This is a genomic window from Synechococcus sp. N26 (assembly GCF_900473975.1).
Taxonomy (GTDB): Bacteria; Cyanobacteriota; Cyanobacteriia; order PCC-6307; family Cyanobiaceae; genus Parasynechococcus.
In genome coordinates this window covers 1-18,511 of sequence record NZ_UCNM01000011.1, presented here as the reverse complement: position 1 = coordinate 18,511, position 18,511 = coordinate 1, and the positions used below count along the sequence as shown (strand labels likewise).

General features: G+C 60.7%; 20 protein-coding genes. 10 read left to right on the top strand and 10 right to left on the bottom strand.

What is annotated here, in order from left to right:
* Positions 1-95: 95 nt before the first annotated feature.
* Genes DXY33_RS10485 through cbbX form a run of 5 tightly spaced genes read left to right on the top strand, consistent with a single transcriptional unit; the run spans position 96 to position 5,752 of the window.
* Complete coding sequence (locus tag DXY33_RS10485) at positions 96-1,940, top strand: NAD(P)H-quinone oxidoreductase subunit F (protein ID WP_115132848.1); 1,845 nt, start codon at positions 96-98, stop codon at positions 1,938-1,940.
* Between the two features lie 10 nt (positions 1,941-1,950).
* Positions 1,951-3,441, top strand: coding sequence for an NADH-quinone oxidoreductase subunit M (locus tag DXY33_RS10480; protein ID WP_115008705.1), 1,491 nt, complete (start codon positions 1,951-1,953; stop codon positions 3,439-3,441).
* Positions 3,438-4,577, top strand: a complete 1,140-nt coding sequence (locus DXY33_RS10475; protein ID WP_115132847.1) for a CO2 hydration protein — start codon at positions 3,438-3,440, stop codon at positions 4,575-4,577. The genes DXY33_RS10480 and DXY33_RS10475 overlap by 4 nt, the downstream gene beginning before the upstream one ends.
* Positions 4,578-4,611: 34 nt before the next feature.
* Positions 4,612-4,863: a 4a-hydroxytetrahydrobiopterin dehydratase gene (locus tag DXY33_RS10470; protein ID WP_115008707.1), complete on the top strand. Its 252-nt coding sequence runs from the start codon at positions 4,612-4,614 to the stop codon at positions 4,861-4,863.
* Positions 4,847-5,752, top strand: a complete 906-nt coding sequence (cbbX, locus tag DXY33_RS10465; RefSeq protein ID WP_115132846.1) for a CbbX protein — start codon at positions 4,847-4,849, stop codon at positions 5,750-5,752. The genes DXY33_RS10470 and cbbX overlap by 17 nt, the downstream gene beginning before the upstream one ends.
* Here the strand turns inward: cbbX and DXY33_RS10460 are convergent.
* From DXY33_RS10460 to DXY33_RS10445, 4 genes are read right to left on the bottom strand one after another with little or no spacing between them, the layout of a single operon-like run.
* Positions 5,706-6,932, bottom strand: coding sequence for a chloride channel protein (locus DXY33_RS10460; protein ID WP_115132845.1), 1,227 nt, complete (start codon positions 6,930-6,932; stop codon positions 5,706-5,708). The genes cbbX and DXY33_RS10460 overlap by 47 nt on opposite strands.
* Positions 6,929-7,168 (bottom strand): 2Fe-2S iron-sulfur cluster binding domain-containing protein, encoded by a 240-nt coding sequence (locus DXY33_RS10455; RefSeq protein WP_115132844.1) that lies wholly within the window; start codon positions 7,166-7,168, stop codon positions 6,929-6,931. The genes DXY33_RS10460 and DXY33_RS10455 overlap by 4 nt, the downstream gene beginning before the upstream one ends.
* The gene (locus DXY33_RS10450) at positions 7,165-8,634 is read right to left on the bottom strand and encodes a cobyric acid synthase (RefSeq protein WP_115132940.1); all 1,470 of its coding nucleotides are present in this window, start codon (positions 8,632-8,634) and stop codon (positions 7,165-7,167) included. Before DXY33_RS10450 ends, DXY33_RS10455 begins: the two co-directional genes overlap by 4 nt.
* Before the next feature lie 23 nt (positions 8,635-8,657).
* On the bottom strand, positions 8,658-9,101 hold the full coding sequence (locus DXY33_RS10445; RefSeq protein WP_115132843.1) for an Npun_F0494 family protein: 444 nt from the start codon (positions 9,099-9,101) through the stop codon (positions 8,658-8,660).
* Between DXY33_RS10445 and DXY33_RS10440 the strand changes: the two genes are divergently transcribed.
* Positions 9,100-9,666: a nucleoside triphosphate pyrophosphatase gene (locus tag DXY33_RS10440; RefSeq protein ID WP_115132842.1), complete on the top strand. Its 567-nt coding sequence runs from the start codon at positions 9,100-9,102 to the stop codon at positions 9,664-9,666. The genes DXY33_RS10445 and DXY33_RS10440 overlap by 2 nt on opposite strands.
* Here the strand turns inward: DXY33_RS10440 and DXY33_RS10435 are convergent.
* Positions 9,663-10,316, bottom strand: a complete 654-nt coding sequence (locus DXY33_RS10435; protein ID WP_170951037.1) for a DUF4079 domain-containing protein — start codon at positions 10,314-10,316, stop codon at positions 9,663-9,665. The genes DXY33_RS10440 and DXY33_RS10435 overlap by 4 nt on opposite strands.
* 27 nt (positions 10,317-10,343) lie before the next feature.
* A complete protein-coding gene (gene rpsD / locus DXY33_RS10430) occupies positions 10,344-10,952 on the bottom strand; it encodes a 30S ribosomal protein S4 (RefSeq protein ID WP_011363781.1) in 609 nt (202 codons plus the stop codon).
* A 76-nt stretch (positions 10,953-11,028) separates the two neighbouring features.
* Between rpsD and yidD the strand changes: the two genes are divergently transcribed.
* Genes yidD through DXY33_RS10415 form a run of 3 tightly spaced genes read left to right on the top strand, consistent with a single transcriptional unit; the run spans position 11,029 to position 13,121 of the window.
* Positions 11,029-11,307: a membrane protein insertion efficiency factor YidD gene (yidD, locus tag DXY33_RS10425; RefSeq protein ID WP_025362425.1), complete on the top strand. Its 279-nt coding sequence runs from the start codon at positions 11,029-11,031 to the stop codon at positions 11,305-11,307.
* Positions 11,307-11,579: a glutaredoxin family protein gene (locus DXY33_RS10420; protein WP_115132841.1), complete on the top strand. Its 273-nt coding sequence runs from the start codon at positions 11,307-11,309 to the stop codon at positions 11,577-11,579. The genes yidD and DXY33_RS10420 overlap by 1 nt, the downstream gene beginning before the upstream one ends.
* 36 nt (positions 11,580-11,615) lie before the next feature.
* Entirely contained in the window at positions 11,616-13,121 is a 1,506-nt protein-coding gene (locus tag DXY33_RS10415; RefSeq protein WP_115132840.1) for a UDP-N-acetylmuramoyl-L-alanyl-D-glutamate--2,6-diaminopimelate ligase, read from the top strand.
* 34 nt (positions 13,122-13,155) lie between these two features.
* Here the strand turns inward: DXY33_RS10415 and DXY33_RS10410 are convergent, their stop codons facing one another.
* The 3 genes from DXY33_RS10410 to DXY33_RS10405 all read right to left on the bottom strand — a co-directional run bounded on the left by DXY33_RS10410 (position 13,156) and on the right by DXY33_RS10405 (position 15,716).
* Positions 13,156-14,337, bottom strand: coding sequence for an aminotransferase class V-fold PLP-dependent enzyme (locus DXY33_RS10410; RefSeq protein WP_115132839.1), 1,182 nt, complete (start codon positions 14,335-14,337; stop codon positions 13,156-13,158).
* Between the two features lie 120 nt (positions 14,338-14,457).
* Positions 14,458-14,586, bottom strand: coding sequence for a hypothetical protein (locus tag DXY33_RS12885; RefSeq protein WP_256377205.1), 129 nt, complete (start codon positions 14,584-14,586; stop codon positions 14,458-14,460).
* 470 nt (positions 14,587-15,056) lie between these two features.
* Positions 15,057-15,716, bottom strand: a complete 660-nt coding sequence (locus tag DXY33_RS10405) for a hypothetical protein (RefSeq protein ID WP_136975457.1) — start codon at positions 15,714-15,716, stop codon at positions 15,057-15,059.
* 946 nt (positions 15,717-16,662) lie between these two features.
* On the opposite strand from DXY33_RS10405, the gene DXY33_RS10400 reads away from it, so the two are divergent.
* Positions 16,663-17,085: a glycine zipper 2TM domain-containing protein gene (locus tag DXY33_RS10400; protein ID WP_115132837.1), complete on the top strand. Its 423-nt coding sequence runs from the start codon at positions 16,663-16,665 to the stop codon at positions 17,083-17,085.
* A gap of 460 nt (positions 17,086-17,545) precedes the next feature.
* Here DXY33_RS10400 and DXY33_RS12055 read toward each other — a convergent pair whose 3' ends face one another.
* Complete coding sequence (locus tag DXY33_RS12055; protein ID WP_136975456.1) at positions 17,546-17,977, bottom strand: hypothetical protein; 432 nt, start codon at positions 17,975-17,977, stop codon at positions 17,546-17,548.
* Positions 17,978-18,511: the final 534 nt, after the last annotated feature.

Here is an 18,511-nt window from a genome sequence, read left to right as displayed (position 1 = left end):
TCACAGCCGTTCACAAAGAGCCCTTTAGCTCCTGACCGGCTCCTAGATTCGCCGGCCAACCAGCGACCAGCTCGATCACCATCCCGCTCGCCGTTTTGACCCCGGAGCTTTCGCTTCCCATCCAGACCGCCTGGTTGATCCCGCTCTATGGGTTCATCGGGATGCTGGTTTCCCTCCCTTGGGCCTGTGGCTTGTTCCGCCGAGATGCCCATCGACCGGCGGCCTACCTCAACATTCTTCTCACCCTGCTGGCCTTCGCCCACGGAAGCCTGATCCTGCAGGAGGTTTACCAATCAGGGCCGGTGGATCTGGCCTTCCCCTGGCTCAGCGTGTCTGACCTGGAGCTGAACATCAGCTTCAGCTTGTCGCTCACCAACCTGGTGGCCCTGGAACTGATCACGGGCCTCAGCTTGCTGTCGCAGGTGTACTCCCTGGGCTACATGGACAAGGAATGGGCGTTGGCCCGCTTCTTTGCCCTGCTCGGTTTTTTCGAGGGTGCGATGAGTGGTGTCGTGCTCAGCGACTCCCTGTTCCAGAGCTATTTCCTGCTGGAGATGCTGACGCTCTCCACTTATTTATTGGTGGGTTTCTGGTACGCCCAACCCCTGGTGGTTACAGCAGCCCGGGATGCCTTCCTCACCAAGCGCGTTGGTGATGTGCTGCTGCTAATGGGTGTGGTGGCGCTCTGCAGCTATTCCGGCGTGATGGGTTTCAACGACCTCTACGCCTGGGCTGCTGAAGACACCCTCTCTCCCTTGGCGGCAACGCTGTTGGGTTTGGGCCTGGTTGCAGGCCCAACGGGCAAATGCGCCCAGTTCCCCATGCACCTCTGGCTGGATGAAGCCATGGAGGGTCCGAACCCTGCTTCGATTCTGCGGAACTCGGTGGTGGTGACCTGCGGCGCCATCGTGCTGCTGAAGGTGATGCCCATCCTTCAGCTCTCTCCCATCGCCATCGGCGTGATGCTCGTGATCGGCAGCATCAGTGCGATCGGTGGCTCTTTGGTGGCCCTGGCTCAGGTGGACATCAAGCGCACGCTGTCGTATTCCACAACGGCCCACATGGGCCTTGTCTTCATTGCCATTGCGCTGCAGATCCCTGTTCTGGCCTTGTTGCTGCTGTTCACCCATGCCGTGTCCAAGGCGCTGCTGTCGATGAGCATTGGCGGCGTGATTGCCTCCACCAACTGTCAGGACATCACCGAGCTGGGGGGATTGGGCAGCCGCATGCCGGCTACCACCACGGCGTTTCTGGTGGGTGGTGCTGGTCTGGTGGGCTTCCTGCCCCTGGGTGGCTTCCTGGCCCTGGCCCAGTCGATTGAGCTGCTGAGCGTGCGCTCGGTGCCGTTCATGGCGGTGTTCCTGCTCACCAACGCACTCACCGCCATGGGTCTGGTGCGGGTGTTCCGCCATGTGTTCATGGGGGATTCCCTGATCAAGTCCCGCCGGGCTGCCGAGGTGAACTGGCAGATGGCGTTCCCGATGGTGGCGCTCACCGTGATCGTGCTGATCACCCCGCTGTTGCTGGTGCGGCTTGAATCGCTCGATGGTTTGTTGGCCTTCCCCCTCTGGGCAGCAGCTCTTGTGGTGGGAAGCGGACTGCTGGGCCTGCTCGCTGGCGCCGTTCTCCCCCTGAGCAAGGCCTGGTCCCGCTCGCTGAATCCTGTTCTGCGCTGGTGGCAGGACCTGCTGGCCTACGACTTCTACACCGAGCGCTTCTATCGCCTCACCATCGTCAACGTGGTGGCTGGCTTCTCTCGCCTGGCCTCCTGGTTCGACCGAAATGTTGTGGATGGTCTTCTCAATGGAGTGGCGCGCTTCTCCCTGGCCAGTGCCGACAGCCTCAAGCTCAGCGTCAGCGGCCAGAGCCAGTCGTACGTGCTGACGGTGCTCCTGGCCATCGTTCTTTTCCTCACCGCGGTGAGCTGGTTCCTCACCTGATCGCCCCGAGATGCTTCTTTCCCTCCTTCTTCTGATTCCCTTCCTCGGGGCTCTGGCTCTGATCCTCTGGCCGGGATCCCCGTCCAGTGCACGCCTGCGCGATGTGTCCATCGTGCTTCTGGTGGTGCAGTGCTTGGCGAGCTTCGCCCTGCTGCTGCCCTTCGATGCCGCCGACGCAGGTTTGCAGTTGGTGGAACAGGCCCGCTGGGTGCATGCCATCGGGCTGGATTACGCCTTGGCGCTGGACGGTTTGTCGTTGCCGCTGGTGTTGATGAATGGGGTGCTCTGCCTGGTGGCGGCGATCGCGTCGCGCACGATCGAAAACCGCCCCCGGGTCTACTTCGCCCTGTTGCTGGTGATTTCCGGAGCGGTGAATGGTGCCTTCCTGGCCCAGAACCTTCTGCTCTTTTTCCTGTTCTACGAACTGGAGCTCATCCCCCTCTGGATGCTGATCGCTGTATGGGGTGGTGCCAACCGGGCCTACGCCGCCACGAAGTTTCTGATCGTCACCGCCGTCTCAGGCGTGCTGATCCTGGGTGCCTTCCTCGGCATTGCTCTGGTCACCGGAACCATGGACTTCAGCCTGAGGCCGATCCTTTCCGGTGAACTGGGCATGACCGCCCAGCTGCTGCTGATGGGTGCTCTGTTGATCGGCTTCGGCATCAAGATCCCCCTCTTCCCCTTCCACACCTGGCTGCCGGATGCCCACACCGAGGCCTCCACACCGGTTTCGGTTCTTCTGGCAGGTGTGCTGCTCAAGCTGGGCACCTACGGCCTGCTGCGTTTCTGCCTTGGTTTGTTCCCCGACGCCTGGCAGGTGGCTGCTCCCTGGCTGGCCGGCTGGGCTGCGATCTCAGTGCTCTACGGATCCCTTGCGGCGATTGCCCAGACCGACATGAAGCGCATGGTGGCCTACAGCTCGGTGGGCCACATGGGCTACGTGCTGCTGGCCGCCGCTGCCGCCACGCCGCTTGGGTTGATGGGGGCCCTGTTCCAGATGGTGAGCCACGGCCTGATCTCTGGCGTGCTGTTCCTGGTGGTGGGTGTCGTTTACGCCCAGACCGGCACCCGCGACCTCAACGTCTTGCGAGGCCTGCTCAACCCCCAGCGCGGCCTGCCGCTCACTGGATCTCTGATGATCATCGGGGTGATGGCCAGTGCCGGAATCCCCGGCATGGCCGGCTTCATTTCCGAATTCCTGATCTTCCGCGGCAGCCTTCAGCCCTTCCCCCTGGCCACGCTGCTTTCCATGGTGGGATCGGGACTCACGGCGGTCTATTTCCTGCTGTTGGTGAATCGCGCCTTCTTCGGTCGCCTGGCGATCGCCCCCGGCGAGGTGGTGAATCCCCGTATCCTCAACCGCGTGGCGCTGCGGGAGCAGGCCCCGGCCATCGCCCTCAGCCTCGGTGTGCTGGTGCTTGGCCTTGCTCCGGAGCTGCTGTCGAACCTCAGTGAGGCGGCCACCACGGGCCTCAGCCTGATCACTGGAGATCTGTCATGACCCCGACATCCGCATCCCCCGTTCAACCTCCGGTGCTTCCTGATCAGGAGGAGTTGATCCGTCGTTTGCTCAGCGACACGCCGCTGCTCAAGGACACCCCCGACCATCTGCTGCAGGTGGTGAATGTGCTCGAGAGCTATGGGCTTGTTCTCGATGCCTACAGCAAGAACCTGGTGGATCAGGGCGAGCAGCAGATGCTCAATCCCTTCCCGGTGTTCCGCTTCTTCCATGAGGGGTTCAACCTCAAGCGCCTCTGGACCCATCTGATGGGGGATCGCATCAACTTTGAGTACGCCGAGTACTGCCAGAAGGCGATGTTCTGGCATGGCACCGGCGGGTTGGATGCCTACCTCGACACGCCTGAGTTCGCCGAGGCCTGCCAGCGGATCATCAAGCGCAAGTCGGCGCGGGACCCTCTGCTGGCCCTCAACAACCGCCTTTATCCCGATTTCGCCCCCGAGGCCATCCGTTCGCTCACCACGATTTATTGCCTCGGTCTGTTCTGGCGCGTGATGAGCGACATCTTTGTCGACCTGGCCCGCCGCTACGCGATCAAGGAAGTCACCTGCGTCAACGATGTGGTGCATCACATCCGCGATGGCCTGGTGGCGGCGGCCGGAAGCCCGATTGAATACAAGGTGACGATCGGTGGTGAAGAGATCTGGGTGCTTCCCCCTGAGGCGGGTCTCACCTTTCTGGTGGATGTTGCGGTGCCCTACGTGGAGGCCGTTTTCTTCCGCGGCATGCCCTTCCTTGGAACGGTGTCGTACAACGCCCAGGCCCGGCAGATTTCACCGGACATAAGTGATTTCAAGTACGGCGCCCTTTACGCCGACCCGATTCCGAGCATGGGTGCGGGCATTCCCCCCAGCCTCTGCATGCAGGACATGTACCGCCACCTGCCCGAGGAACTGAGCCTCTGGTACGACGACAACGGTCGAGGCCAAACGGATGTGCACGTGCAGATCTGCGTCAGCTTCCAGAAGTCGATGTTCTGCGTCACCAATGCCGCCATCGCCGGCACGATGCCGCATCCGCTGGACACCGATGACCCCGAGCAGCAGGCCGCCAATCGGGCCTACGCCGAGGCCTGGTCTGGGCGCTTGATGGGCTGTCAGCGGGTGGCGCTCCTCTAGGTTTCCAGCAGGTTCAGGCTGAACGGGGACTCTGATGAATCAGTGGCAGGAGCGGAAACGACCCGTATGCCTCGAGTGTCGTTTCGAGTTTGAGAGCTACGACGCCACCAGGGATTTTCTCGACAAGCTCGGCGACCACAGCGAGGCCACCCAGCGCTTTCCTGACATCAGCTTTGGGCGCACCTACGTGAACATCACGATCCGGCCGGAGGATGACGGCCCCGAGGCCCAGCTGAGCGAAGCCGATCGTGCCTTTGCCGCAGAGATCGATGCCCTCCTCAGTTGATCTGGCTTCGGCCTATGCCGATTCCGGTGTGGCTGAGGTGTTGGACCAACTGGACCGTGAACTGATCGGCCTGGCGCCGGTGAAGACGCGGATCCGAGAGATCGCAGCGCTGTTGCTGGTGGATCAGGCGCGGCAGCAACTGGAGTTGCCCAGCACGGCGCCCAGTTTGCACATGTCATTTACCGGCCATCCCGGCACGGGCAAGACCACCGTGGCGCAGCGGATGTCGCAAATCCTGCATCGCCTGGGTTACCTCCGCAAGGGTCATGTGGTGACGGCCACCCGCGACGATCTCGTGGGTCAGTACGTGGGTCACACCGCCCCGAAAACCAAGGAGATGCTCAAGCGTGCCCAGGGTGGCGTGCTGTTCATCGATGAGGCCTATTACCTCTACAAGCCAGACAACGAACGCGATTACGGCGCCGAAGCGATTGAGATTCTCCTGCAGGAGATGGAGAGCCGGCGCAGCGACGTTGTGGTGATCTTTGCGGGCTACAGAGATCGGATGGAGACCTTCTACAGCTCCAATCCAGGTCTGTCCTCAAGGGTGGCGCACCATCTCGATTTCCCCGACTACAGCGACGACGAGCTGATGGCGATTGCAGGCCTGCTCCTCGAGGCCCAGCACTATCAGTTCAGTGCCAAGGCCGAGACGGCGTTCTCCGACTACGTCTCGCGTCGGCGTCAGCTGCCTTTCTTCGCCAACGCGCGCTCGGTTCGCAATGCGTTGGACCGGGCCCGTCTGCGCCAGGCCAACCGGTTGTTTTCGCGGATGGGTGAAGCCCTCACCAAGCAGGATCTCATCACGATTGAGGAGGCCGACATCCGGGCCAGCCGTGTGTTCAAGGGCGAAGTGGAGGGCCACCATCCCGCTCAGCACGGCGCCTGATCAGCTGCGCCATGCCGAGGCCCACCAGCAGGCTGGCTGTGCCGTGACCCTGCAGGAGGGCAACCCCGAGCACCAGAACCGCCAAGGGTGCAGGAAGCACGCAGCGGTACAACGCACCTGTGAGGGCGCCGCACCAGCTGCCCAGGCTGCCCAGATCGGGCAGCAGCAGGTGGAGTCCCATCCCAAGTGCGCAGGCCACCAGGAACAAGGGGAAGAACACCCCTCCGCGCCAGCCTGTTTCCAGGCAAAGGCCGAGCATCAGCAGTTTCACGATCGAGGAGAGGAGCAGAACCCAGGTCTCACTTGAGTTCTGGCCTTCCAGCAGGGGCCGCAGCTGCTCTTCCCTGGCGAAGGGAACCAACGGCAACCAGTGCATGCAGGCCCCCAACAGCAGGCCGGTCAGCAGCGGCCACCAGGGCCATTGGGCCAGGAGTTGGCGCTGCTCCAGCCAGCCTCGCCACTGCAGAAACAACAAACCCAGGCCGCAACCGATGAGTCCCCCCAACAGGCCTGCGCTGAGGCTGCCGAGATCTTCCCCCAGGTTGCTGGGCCAGATGTAGGGAAGCCGTTGCAGCGATCCACCGCTGGCGGTTCCCATGCCATTGAAAGCGGCAAAACCGGCAACACCGCCGAGGCTGCCCGGCAACCAGCGGTCGAGGAAGGCCTGCTTGCGGTTTTTGGGGTGAGTGACCTCGCCCACCACAGCACCCCCCAGCAGTGGAGCTCCGAAAAAGGCGAGGCTGCCTGCCACTGTTGCTTCCTGAAGCTTCTGGTCACGACCACGCCAGATCCGTTGACTGACCAGGGCGGCCATGCGGCTCATCAGGGCCTCAGGTCCGATGCAACCTCCCCCAACCTGGGCCAGCGCCGCTCCGAGGAGACCGCGAGCTTCATCGCGTTTCGGCGCCTGGTCTGGATCACGCAGATCGCTCAGGGTGTCCCGCAGCTCCGGTAGCAATGTGGTGGGGCCGGGGTGATGCAGCAGCGAGAGGATCAAGCCGCTGCCGCCGCAGATCAGCAGCGACCAGCCCAGGGGAAGGCTGCGATCCAAGCCCTCGAGCACCGGATCTCCCCAGAGCCGCTGGCTTAAGCCGCCGATCCAGCCCATCACAACCGCCACACCGGCGCCGCTCAGGGTGCCGGTGAGCAGGGCCATCAGGCTGAGGCGAAGGCGAGTCACCAGTGCGGGTCGGTGGCGAATTCAACCCTGAGTTTCGCTGATTTCGACGCCGGAACGGTGCTGATGCAGGCGCGCACCGTCTTGCCGTTGACGTCGATCTCGCAGGCCCCGCAGCTGCCCCCCAGGCAACCGGTGGGAATGCTGATGCCCGCTCCACTGGCGGCCACCAACCAGTCCTCGCCGATGGTTTCGTGGGTGATGCGCCCATCGGGCCAGCGCACCGGAATCGACGTCATGGCTGGAGCAATGGAGCAAGGTTCACATGTTGCTCGAAGGCATCCGCGAGGCGATCGAGCAACAGATCACGGTGGGCGCTGTGGTTCTTGGGATCGTTGGCCAGCGGTTGCAATCCCCGTTGGTCGCGAAGCCGGTTGAGCCAGGCCCGTCGCCAGGGGCCGTTGTCGAGCAATCCGTGCAGGTAGGTGCCCACCACGCTCGAACCCTTGGGCCCGGGAGCCCACCACCCCAAACCAGGGTCGCTGCTTAGCGGCCGAAGACCGGGATCCGGGGTGGTCATTCCGTAGTGCAGTTCAAAACCGTTCAGCGGTGTTTCCATGGGCCAGAGGCCATCGATGCTGCGCTGGCTCAGCCGTTTCGTGCCGCTGAAGGTGGTGTCCAGGGGCAGGAGGCCCAAGCCGCTCTGGGGTCCCCGTTGATCGGTGCCCTCCAGTCCCTCCGGATCGTTCAACGTTTTGCCCAGCATCTGCATGCCGCCGCAGATGCCCAGGACGGACCCCCCAGCCTGGGCGTAGGCCCTGAGTTGATCGGCCAGTCCAGAGCTGTTCAACGCTTCGAGATCCCGCAGCGTCTGCTTGCTTCCAGGAAGAATCACCGCATCCGGCTGCCCCAGGGGTTCCCCGGGTTGAATCCAGCGCAGCTTCAGGCTGGCTTCAGCTTCGAGCGGATCGAGATCGGAGAAGTTGCTCAATGAGGGCAACCGCAGCACAGCGATCTCCAGATCGGTGGCCCCGCGGGTGGGTTTGCGTTCCAGCAGATCGAGGGAATCTTCGGGTGGAAACAGCTCGTTTAGCCAGGGCATCACCCCCAGCACCGGTACCCCGGTGTTGGCTTCCAGCCATTGGCGACCCTCATCAAACAGCTCCCGACGGCCGCGGAAGCGGTTGATCAGGATGCCTTTGATCAGCGGGCGCTCCACCGGGCGCAGCAAAGCGAGCGTCCCAACGATCTGGGCGAAGACACCGCCGCGCTCAATGTCGGCCACCAGCAAGCAGTTGGCCCGCAGGTACTGGGCCAGGCGCAGGTTGGTGAGGTCGCGGCGTTGCAGGTTCACTTCCACCGGGCTTCCCGCCCCCTCCAGCACCAGCCGGCCTTGGGGCCATTGCTGCTGGAGCTGCATCAGGCCGGTGCGGATCGCCTGCCAACCGGGGCGGAACCAGTCGCGGTAGTAGTGCTCGGCGCGGGCGATCCCCACGCTCTGGCCCCCATGGATCACCTCACTGGTGCTGTCTCCCCGGGGTTTCAGCAGCACGGGATTCATGGCGCAGCAGGGCTCAAGGCCCGCCGCCCAGGCCTGCATGGCCTGGGAGTAGGCCATCTCCCCGCCATCGGCATCCACCCAGGCGTTGTTGCTCATGTTCTGCCCCTTGAAGGGCAGCGCCTGTTCCCCACGGCGTTGGAGCACCCGGCACAGTGCCGCCGTCATCAGCGATTTGCCGGCACCGCTGGAGGTGCCCAGCACCATCAGGGGCCGCGGCGTGGTGCGGGTCACAGCGGCCAGTGCCGACGCAGGCTGTGACGCAGACGCTCCAATACCGGAATCGAACGCTGCAGGAGTGCAGGGTCGTCATCGAGGAGTTGGCGACCCAGGGGCGTGAGCCTGAAGCGGCTGGTCAGCCCTTGCCCATCCACTTCCCGGCGCAGCACGCCCACGCTGATCAGCCAACGCAGGTCGTCTTCTAGGGCTTCGCTGTTGCGGAACCAGCGTGTTTTGCGGCCGTAGCGGCTGGGTTCGCTCCAGAGGTCGCCGGCATCCAAGCCTTGCTGCTGAAGATCCCGGTATAGGGCTTCAGAGAAGGGCAGGCATCCCATGGCCCGGCAGGCCCGGTCACGGCTGCGTCGATCCAGCAGGTCGGTGGGGTGAGCGATGGCGAAGCCTTCCGTCCCTGGCAGCCTACGGAGCGTTGTTCTGCGGTGTGTTCCCGTGCTCATGCTTGCTTCCGCCTCGCCGGCGCGTCGCCGTTTGCTGGAGCAAGCGGGAATCCCGCATCAGGTGCGCGTCAGCGGTGTGGATGAAGACCAGATCCAGCATGCGGAGCCCGCAGAGCTGGTGAAACTCCTGGCTCAGGCCAAGGCCACAGCTGTTGCCCAGACGCTTGACCCGGTGGGCGATGCCGAGATCACGGCTGTGCTGGGCTGTGATTCGGTGCTCAGTTTTGAAGGGCAGGTGTTCGGCAAGCCCTCAGGGCCAGCCGAAGCGATCGAGCGTTGGCAGCGGATGGCTGGCGGCTGCGGATCTCTGCTGACGGGCCATTGCCTGATTCGTCGCGGACAACCTGAGCTGTTGGCTTGCGTGGAAACGGTGGTGCGCTTTGCCGCGCTCAGCCAGGCCGAGATCGAGGCCTATGTGGCCAGTGGAGAACCGCTGCAATGCGCTGGTGGCTTTGCCCTCGAGGGCCGCGGCGGCCTCTGCATCGATGGCTTGGATGGCTGTTATTCCAACGTGATCGGCCTGAGCCTTCCCTGGTTGCGTCAGCAGTTTTCAGCTTTGGCTTAGTGCAGCAGCAGATTTCGCGTTCCCGAGATCGCTTGCATGGCCAGCAGCAAAGCCACCAGCAGATTGCTGCTGATGTGAATGCGCCTGGCCTGCACGGAATGACCAATCAAGGGCTGCAGCGCCGTTGAGCTCAGCAACAGGGCGGTGAGCAACATCCCCATCCAGAAATGGGACTGCCAGAACAGGCGGCTCCAGGGAACATCGCTGAACCGCTCCACGGCCGGATGCAGCCCCAGCAGAAGCAGGCCGCAGGCACTGGCGATAGCCCAGAGAAAGCGCTGCCAGACCAGCCGGGTCGTTAGCAGGCGCCCGAAGCTGAACAACACAGCGCTGCCGGTAACGATCAGACCCAGGGGATGGCTGCTCCAGAGGCTGTGGCCCAGGCCGATCAGCACCGCCACCAGCACTCCGCCGGTCACCCAGGCCCCATGCTGCGCATGCTCCACCGGCACCGTGTCGGCAATTGGGTTGATCTTGAGCCGCTTTTCTCGCGCCAGGATTCCCAGTCGGATCGTGGCGCCCACCACCGGGTAGACGAACAGGATCATCAGCACGGGGTGGATTAATCCCAGCCAGTCGTGGCCGGTGAGCGACTGCAGTGCCTGGGGATCAGCCAAAAAAAACGCAACCCTGAACCCAGGGTTGCGCATCGTGGGGTTGTGAACTGCGGATCTGGATCAGACCTTGCGGGAGTAGTACTCCACCACCAGCAGTTCGTTGATCTCCAGGGCAACCCACTCGCGTTCGCAACGGGCGGTGACCTTGGCGCTCAGCTTGGACTTATCCAGCTCGAGGTGGCTGGGCACGTTGGCCAGACCGGGGAACTCGAGGTTGGCTTCAGCCAGCTTCTTGCTGCACTTGCGCTCGCGGATGGCGATCACATCGCCGGGCTTGCACTGGTAGCTGGCGATGTCGGTCACACGACCGTTCACTGTGACGTGGCCGTGGTTCACCAGTTGACGGGCGCCGGGCACGGTGGGACCGAAGCCGAGGCGGAAACAAACATTGTCGAGACGGTTCTCGAGCAGCTTGAGCAGGTTGGTTCCGGTGGAACCTTCCTGGGCGCGCGCTTTCTTCACGTAGCGCACGAGCTGACGCTCGGAGACGCCGTAGTTGAAGCGAAGCTTCTGCTTCTCTTCGAGACGGATCGCGTATTCAGAGCGCTTGCGACGGGCTTGGCCGTGCTGACCGGGGGGATAGGACCGTTTGGCGGCCTTCCGGGTGAGACCGGGGAGGTCTCCCAAGCGCCGCGTGATCCTCAGGCGAGGGCCGCGGTAACGAGACATAGGTGGGAAGGTGTGTGTTGAGTTCGTGCTGTTGTTGGCCATGCTGGAACCGAAACAGCTCCAGGCATCTGCAGCGATGCACGAATCTGCCACTGTATCTGGCGGCCCGATGGCCAAGCTGCGACAGGCGTTGAACCAGGCTCTGGCGGCTGTTCTCCTGGCAGGGATTGGGTTTTATCGGCGTTTCATCTCCCCGATGATCGGGCCTCGCTGCCGCTTCACGCCCACCTGCAGCGCCTATGGCCTGGAGGCCATCCAGAAGCATGGACCGTGGAAAGGGGGCTGGCTCACCGTGAAACGGCTGCTGCGCTGTCATCCCTTCACGCCCTGCGGATGTGACCCGGTGCCCGATTGATGAAGCAGCTCACCCTCTACAGCCGTACCGGTTGCTGCCTCTGCGAAGGCCTGGAATCTCGCTTGCGCGATCTCGATCTCCTGGGGCTCTCGATCGAGCTGACCGTGATCGATATTGATGCGTCCGGCACCCCCCAGGAGCTGAAGGCGCGCTACGACCTTGAGGTGCCTGTGCTCGCGCTCGATGGGTCTGAGCTTCCCCGGGTTTCCCCGCGGCTCACGGGTGAGGGACTGTTGAATTGGTTGCAACGCTGTCTGTCCACGGCGCTCTGAACGGCTTAAAACTCCCCCAAGCACAGGGGAGACGGGATGACGCAGGTGTTGCATGCCCTGTTACGTGACGCAGGCATCGCAGTGCCGCCGGGGCTGGTGAACCCTGGGTTGGAGGCCATCACCACCGATTCCCGTCGCGTCGGCCCTGGAACCTTGTTTCTCGGTCTCCCAGGCGAACGGGTGGATGGAGGCAGCTTCTGGGCCCAAGCCCTTGAGGCCGGGGCCGCCGCTGCCGTGATTGGAGCTGAAGCCGCTGCTGCGCAACCGCCAGCTGCTGACGACCCCGTGGTGGTGATCCAAGAGCCGGTGGCGCGTCGGATTGGTGAGATCGCCGCGGCGTACTGGGATCACCCCTGCAGGCGCATGGCCCTAATTGGTGTGACCGGCACCAATGGCAAAACCACCACCACCCATTTGATCGAGCATCTGGCCGCTTCGGCCGGCCAATCGGTGGGCTTGTTCGGCACGTTGGTGAACCGCTGGCCGGGCCACAGCATCACGGCCACCCACACAACGGCCTTTGCCGACCGCCTGCAGGGGCAACTCGCCGAGGCTGCCTCCGCAGGTTGCGGCCTGGCGGCGATGGAGGTGAGTTCCCACGCTCTGGCGCAGCAGCGGGTGGCGGGCTGCCGCTTCGCGGGCGCCGTGTTCACCAACCTCACCCAGGATCACCTCGATTACCACGCCTCAATGGAGGACTACTTCGAGGCCAAGGCGTCGCTGTTTTCGGATCCTTTGCTGCTGGCCGACGGCGTGCGATCGGTGGTAAACAGCGATGACCCCTGGGGGGCGCGCCTGGCCGAACGGCTTGGGGCAGCCTGTTGGCGCAGCTCCCTTGTGGATCCCTCGGCCGAGTTGCACATGAGTGGCCTGCAGATGACGGCTGCTGGGGTGGAGGGTCGCTTGATCAGTCCTGTGGGCGAGGGTCGTTTCCGTTCGCCCCTGTTGGGTCGCTTCAACCTGATGAACCTGCTCCAGGCGGTGGGGGTGCTGCTTCAGCAGCAGCTGCCCTTGCCGGTGCTGCTGGAGGCCATCGGCCGTTTCGGTGGCGTGCCCGGCCGCATGGAGCGGGTGATCCTGAACGGGGTGGATGCAGCGAATTTGCCCCCGGTGCTGGTGGATTACGCCCACACGCCCGATGGTCTGGACAATGCGCTTTCAGCAGCGCGTCCGTTCTGCACCGGGCGGCTGATCTGCGTGTTCGGTTGCGGTGGTGATCGGGATCGGGGCAAGCGTCCGCAGATGGCGGCGATTGCGGCACGCCTGTCGGACCGCGTGGTGGTCACCTCAGACAACCCCCGCACCGAGGATCCTCAGCAGATCCTGGATGACGTGGTGGTGGGGATCCCGGCCGGTAGCGATTTGCTTGTGGAGGCTGATCGAGCCAAGGCGATTGCCTCAGCCATTGCCGAAGCAGAACCGAACGATCTGGTGTTGGTGGCTGGCAAGGGGCACGAGGACTACCAGATTCTCGGCACCGAAAAGGTGCATTTCGATGATCGCGAGGAGGCGGAACGCGCCCTGCGTTTGAGGTTGTCTTGAAACAAGTTGCTCTGACGCGGTTGATCTGAGCCGATCAAAGGGCGCTGATCGCGGCCACCAAAGCGTTGATGTCGTCGTCTGTGGTGGTGATGTGGGTGCAGGCCCTCAAGCAACTGGGGTCTGCCAGATCGCGAATCCACAGCCCCTGGCCCCCCAGCTGCTTTACATGCTCTATGGGGGGCACATCGCCAATGATCTGAAAGCTCACCAGTCCGCTGGCGGGCGGCACTTCCAGCAGGGGTGTGACGTGATCCAGCCCCTGGAGTGCCTGCCAGAACTTGCCGCTGAGGGCTCGGATGTGGTTCCAGCGTTGTTGGGCTGATCCAGCGTTCTCCAGCAGTTGCAGTGAACAGCGCAGGCCGGCCATCAGGGGAACGCAGCTGGTGGCCACTTCGAAGCGGCGGCTGTCGTGATGAAACAGATCAGTGCTGCTCAGATCCACCTTGCTTTCATCACGCAGGCTGCGCCAACCGATCACGGTTGGAGACGCCTCGGCCACCACACGCTCTGAAAGCGCCACGCCCCCCAGGCCTTCCGGTCCACAGGCCCACTTGTGCCCGGTGAAGGCATAGATGTCCGCAGCTGCAGCGGCGTCTTCGACGGGGATCTGTCCAAAGCTTTGGGCTGCATCCACCAACAGGAAAGGTTGTTGGGGGTGTTGATGGAGTTGCTTGGCGACGGCGGTAATCGGCATCACCTGGCCGGTGTTCCAGAGCAGATGACTCAGCACCACCAGACGGGTGCGGGGGGTGAGGGTTTGGTCAATCGCCTCGACCACGGCGGCATCGCATTGGGGTTGATCACCCCGCAAGTGCTTCACCGGCAGTACATCGATGGCGAGGTTCTGGCGTCGGGCCAGTTCCACACAGGCACTCACAACACCGGGGTGTTCGCAGTCGCCGATCAGCAGCCGCTCCCCTTCGGTAAAGGGCAACCCCCAGAGCGGCAGCACGCAGCCGCTGGTGACGTTTTCAGTGAGGGCAAGCCGATGGGGCGGAACACCGCAGCACTGGGCCAGAAGGCGGCGGGTGCTGTTCACCTCCTTGGCGATGTAGGGCCAAACATCTGCTGTGAATGGCCCCAACTCCTGAATGCACGCCCAGCTTGCGGTGATCGCCTCCAGGGAAGGATTGGGCAAAGGCCCTTGGCCGCCGTAATTGAAGTAGGTCTTGTTCTGCAGGGCAGGACACAGTGATCGCAACTCGTTTGTGCCCATCTGGCTTTTGGCTAGCTAGGGTGTGACTAAAACTCCTGAACAGCTTTCTTGAAACCTGTTCCCCTGCAGTTGATTTGTGTGGGTTGACTTGGAAGTGCGTCCTAGTGAAAGTACTGCGTCCTACTTCTTGAATAGGGCTCTCCAGGCGACATAGCTGCCGCCACCAAGCAGGACTAGGGGGAAAATCATCTTGCTGAGGGCCAACAGGATGACTCCACCAAGGCTGATCAGTCCGACCTTCTTAGCCATGGCCTGACTTTCGTCAGTCATTGTTTCCCACTTGACCCTGGCCATAAAGACATTGAGGCTTTGGATCTCTTTTTAGTGGCCATCGGCTTTGGGTGCCACGGCCTCTGCCCACTAGCTAATGCCACGTTGCTTTGCTTGAGCGCTAACCCCAGTCCACTGGAAAGAGTTTTGTCTTGGTGGCGGTTAAGTGAGGCATGTCCTCTATGAGGTGCTGGGCTGCCCACACCCCACGGACTACGCGGCATACACCTTCTTTGTCGCAGACCCTGTAGTACTCGAAGCCTTGTGGAGCGGTGGTGAGTTTGGTTGCTCTCATGTCATGGGTTCCAGCTGACCCAATAAGTAGGCAGCAGGATTAGTCTTGACTGAGTAGACCGAGACAGAGCGTTCGGTTCGTCACAAAACCTTGGACGGCTTAACGGGCTCAACCGTATCGAGTAAGCCCCGACAAAGATCATTTGAGAGCAGCTTTACTCAGACCATGGGTCCGATTTGGATTCCTCTTGGGCCGCCTCACGTGCCGCGATGATTTCCTTGGCCTCCTGCTTCCAGGCCAATCCAATCGGATCGCCCTCCATCTTCAGGAGATATTCAGCCTGGCTAGCGAAGTAATCCTCTTTGGTGATCCGTCCAGCCTTGATCAGGATTAAGGCTCGGACGACATGGCCATGGCAGTCATAAGGAGCTCCTTCTCCGATGAAGCCTCCTCCATTTTTTCGGCTGAACTCGCGGGAGTCGGAAATCAAGTCGATGGTTTTGCCTGCAATTACCTCTGCAGCACGCGCACGTAACCAACGGTCAGCCCCGTCGGGCATGTTCCCTTTCTGGAGCCACTCATCCCAGACGTAGTCGCGGTATGCATCAATCTGCTGTTCGCGCGTCCACTCTGGTTTCTTTTTCTCGAAGAAGTTGCCTACAGGTGATTGTTCACGGCTGATGAAGTAGCGCCGTGCCAGATCGGGCCGCTGGGGCGATCTTGTTCCACGGTTTCCTTTTGGTGTAGTTGCACCAACCCAGTCAGAGCGATTATCCGTTCTCCCCATAACTGCGATGGGGTCGATCTCGTCGTCATCAGTTTCATCCCAAGCTGATGAACTACCAACGACAGCCTCGGCAATCCAGGACAGCATTTCTTTGCTGTTCGTTCGCCAGTCCCATTTTTTGGCCCTACTACTCGTCATCGGCGTTTTCGGATCACTTTGTTATCACTCATTCTGGACCTCCTCTTGGCCAGAAGGATCAATTGGTTCTGTAGTAGCGCCTATTTCTCCATCTATTGATTGATCTTCTCAGGCTTGCGGATGCAGAGCTGCGTCTCCGGCCAGTGTTGTAGACGCGATTCACGATTCATTGCTATGAATGCAAGTGAGACGAGATGGCCAGGAAAATGGCGGTCTTGGCTCAGGTGATCTGCTCTATGAGCTGCAGCGGATCACCTTGACATGAATTAGGCGGGACAGAACCAAGCTGTAGTCCCCAATGTCTATCCATTGCTCGTACACCTTTGCTGTGTTCGACACAAAGTGACATAGCTTTTTCTTATGCTCGGAGTTCAGCCGCTCTTCACCCCTTGGCATTGTATGGCGCTTACTGAAAGTTGCGATCCTTTTGCGGCCTAGGATATTTCAAGCCATATTGAACTTTGGTTCGAGGGTTTTACGTGAAACGACTGCCGGTGCTCCTTTCTGTTCTGCTCATTTCGGCTCACTCAGCTTTTGCTTGGGAGAGGTTTGACAGCGACGAAGGATATAAAAACTGCGTCGATGTGGCTTTAAGAGAATGGTTAGACCAGGGGAGATGGAGATCATTGAGCAGGGTTGAGAAGAGCGCCTACAAGTCTTTGGCGCATCAGCGCTGCAGTTCGCCAGCCAGGCAACATCACTTGAGTGATTTGGTGAAATAATATTTAATTTCGTTTGGGTTTAGTAGTCGAGATCTGAAGGTTGATGAGAAAGGCGCTCGGCAGCTTTCTTCACTTGGCTCATTGGCGTTCCATAACTTCCCATTTCGGTGTCTTCCAATCAGCTGACCTTGGCGTCTCTATGGGAGTAGCTTTTCTGTAGAGGAACAATCACGATGCCCTCGCTCCAACCTTTCCTTGTGTCCCTGCTGATTGGCACAGCGGCTACGCCGCTCGTTGTCGTTGTAGGCGCAGAAGCCCAAACCGTTTCCCAGCCTGGTTATTCGCGTAGTACGAAGTGTTTTCGGGACGAGTACAGGGAGGAATACGTACCTGGTACAAAAGACAGGCCTGGATACGTACGGAATTGGACTGAAAAGGTAGAGATTGCCTGCTCTGGCAGCTCGACTCAGGCCTCTACGCAGAAATCCCAAGAAGTCGATATCGACAACAACGACTGCAGCCAAGGGAGTGTGATTGGTGGATTGCTTGGAGCAGGATTAGGCGCGGCTCTGTCCAGGGACAAAGGCCGTTGGGTGGGAGTCCCTGTTGGAGCTGCAGCAGGAGCAATGGTCGGCTGTCAGGTAGATGGTGGTTAATGCTCTCTGAACACGCATGAGTCCTCTTCTCCTGCTGGTTGGATTAGGGCTCGGCGGTTATCTCGCCGTATGGCGCAACAAGCGAGCCTTAAAAGCCAAAGCGCGACGCAGGCGTTAGCTGTCCTCAGCCAGTTCAATCACGTGCCGCAGCGTCACCCACTGCATGTTGAATCACAGCTTTTGACAAGCGAAACCACCGCCTACACAGAGGTGATATCGCCGCTCTCAGAGGTGCAAATCAACTGGAGCACCGAAGTCACAACTTTGGAGACCCAGCACCCTGCGTATCACTTGCTACTTAAATTGAGTTTTGCTCTTCTCAATGACCGCTTATATGAATGGCGTAGAGGTAGCACCGCGTAAAAGCCACTAATTCAGACCAAACAAATTTCAAACGGTCGTGCTTAGGCAAACAACGCGACTTCGGGTGACCCGAAAGCATTTCTATGCAAAGGACCCCTTAGAAGCCTCCAGCACGTCTTTTAATTGATTTTTGAATAGATTTAGTGACTGCATTGCTGTCCCCATCAGTAGCAAAAAGATAGTTAGGAGCATTCAGAGATGCGCATCCAGCTCTATCAAGCTCCTTGCGAAAAGAAGCCACAAAAGAGCTGCCCAAGCTTTGACCTTTCCAATCAATTCCTGGATCCCATGAATCCATCTCGACATTGTATGCGACAAGATATTCATTAAATATCAAGTCTAGAGCTTGATCTACCTCAATCATTCCTTCCTTGTATGCGTGACAAATCACTCCTGCACCGGCTTGCGAAGCCCCAGACCAAAACGAATTGAAAGTATCGTTTTCACTTATTTTTTGTTCTGATTGAACTGATGTGGGTGTGAACGCTGCAATCCCAAATACGGTAAATAAAGTCAGAAAAATTTTCATCGCGACGACATGGCTTTCTAGTCTCAGCGGAAGGTAGCGATTCAGGGCACGAAGGTAAAGCCCGAGGGGTCTGCATCCCCCCGGGCACCATCTGCACCAGAGCTGGCACCGGTCGTGGTTATGCGATTTCGTCCTGCATCGCAGCAAAGAGGACAAGGAGGGAGGCCGCCCCTCCCAGGTGCATGAGATGTGGATGGTTTGCGAAAAGCACGAGCAAGTTGGTCATAAGGGGCACCACGAATTCACTCGCGTAGTGGGCTACGCCCGTGAGGCGAGCCCACGAAGGAGAAGTACAAGCTCTGGGCTCCGTGGTAGCAAAAGCAGGTGGGCTGGGTTCTTGGGGTGGGATGAGCCCTCGCAATAAAAAGGCAGGGATCTCACCCCCTGCCTCATCCGTCTTTTTCTCCAGATGAGCAGTCCAGAGAATCCGCAGCTCTGCGGGGCAAGACCCTAGTGATGTCTGATTAATTGCGTGATGTCAGCCCCCTCTATCGGCGGGGCTGACTTCCAACAGCCTTAACCGAATCAAAGAAG

Bases quoted from the DNA above. Each gene is read 5' to 3' on its own strand.
- DXY33_RS10480 (WP_115008705.1), top strand. From the start codon at position 1,951: ATGCTTCTTTCCCTCCTTCTTCTGATTCCCTTCCTCGGGGCTCTGGCT.
- DXY33_RS10475 (WP_115132847.1), top strand. From the start codon at position 3,438: ATGACCCCGACATCCGCATCCCCCGTTCAACCTCCGGTGCTTCCTGAT.
- DXY33_RS10470 (WP_115008707.1), top strand. From the start codon at position 4,612: ATGAATCAGTGGCAGGAGCGGAAACGACCCGTATGCCTCGAGTGTCGT.
- cbbX (WP_115132846.1), top strand. From the start codon at position 4,847: ATGCCCTCCTCAGTTGATCTGGCTTCGGCCTATGCCGATTCCGGTGTG.
- DXY33_RS10455 (WP_115132844.1), bottom strand. From the start codon at position 7,168: ATGACGTCGATTCCGGTGCGCTGGCCCGATGGGCGCATCACCCACGAA.
- DXY33_RS10450 (WP_115132940.1), bottom strand. From the start codon at position 8,634: ATGGTGCTGGGCACCTCCAGCGGTGCCGGCAAATCGCTGATGACGGCG.
- DXY33_RS10440 (WP_115132842.1), top strand. From the start codon at position 9,100: ATGCTTGCTTCCGCCTCGCCGGCGCGTCGCCGTTTGCTGGAGCAAGCG.
- DXY33_RS10445 (WP_115132843.1), bottom strand. From the start codon at position 9,101: ATGAGCACGGGAACACACCGCAGAACAACGCTCCGTAGGCTGCCAGGG.
- DXY33_RS10435 (WP_170951037.1), bottom strand. From the start codon at position 10,316: ATGCGCAACCCTGGGTTCAGGGTTGCGTTTTTTTTGGCTGATCCCCAG.
- rpsD (WP_011363781.1), bottom strand. From the start codon at position 10,952: ATGTCTCGTTACCGCGGCCCTCGCCTGAGGATCACGCGGCGCTTGGGA.
- yidD (WP_025362425.1), top strand. From the start codon at position 11,029: ATGCACGAATCTGCCACTGTATCTGGCGGCCCGATGGCCAAGCTGCGA.
- DXY33_RS10420 (WP_115132841.1), top strand. From the start codon at position 11,307: ATGAAGCAGCTCACCCTCTACAGCCGTACCGGTTGCTGCCTCTGCGAA.
- DXY33_RS10415 (WP_115132840.1), top strand. From the start codon at position 11,616: ATGACGCAGGTGTTGCATGCCCTGTTACGTGACGCAGGCATCGCAGTG.
- DXY33_RS10410 (WP_115132839.1), bottom strand. From the start codon at position 14,337: ATGGGCACAAACGAGTTGCGATCACTGTGTCCTGCCCTGCAGAACAAG.
- DXY33_RS12885 (WP_256377205.1), bottom strand. From the start codon at position 14,586: ATGGCTAAGAAGGTCGGACTGATCAGCCTTGGTGGAGTCATCCTGTTG.
- DXY33_RS10405 (WP_136975457.1), bottom strand. From the start codon at position 15,716: ATGCTGTCCTGGATTGCCGAGGCTGTCGTTGGTAGTTCATCAGCTTGG.
- DXY33_RS10400 (WP_115132837.1), top strand. From the start codon at position 16,663: ATGCCCTCGCTCCAACCTTTCCTTGTGTCCCTGCTGATTGGCACAGCG.
- DXY33_RS12055 (WP_136975456.1), bottom strand. From the start codon at position 17,977: ATGAAAATTTTTCTGACTTTATTTACCGTATTTGGGATTGCAGCGTTC.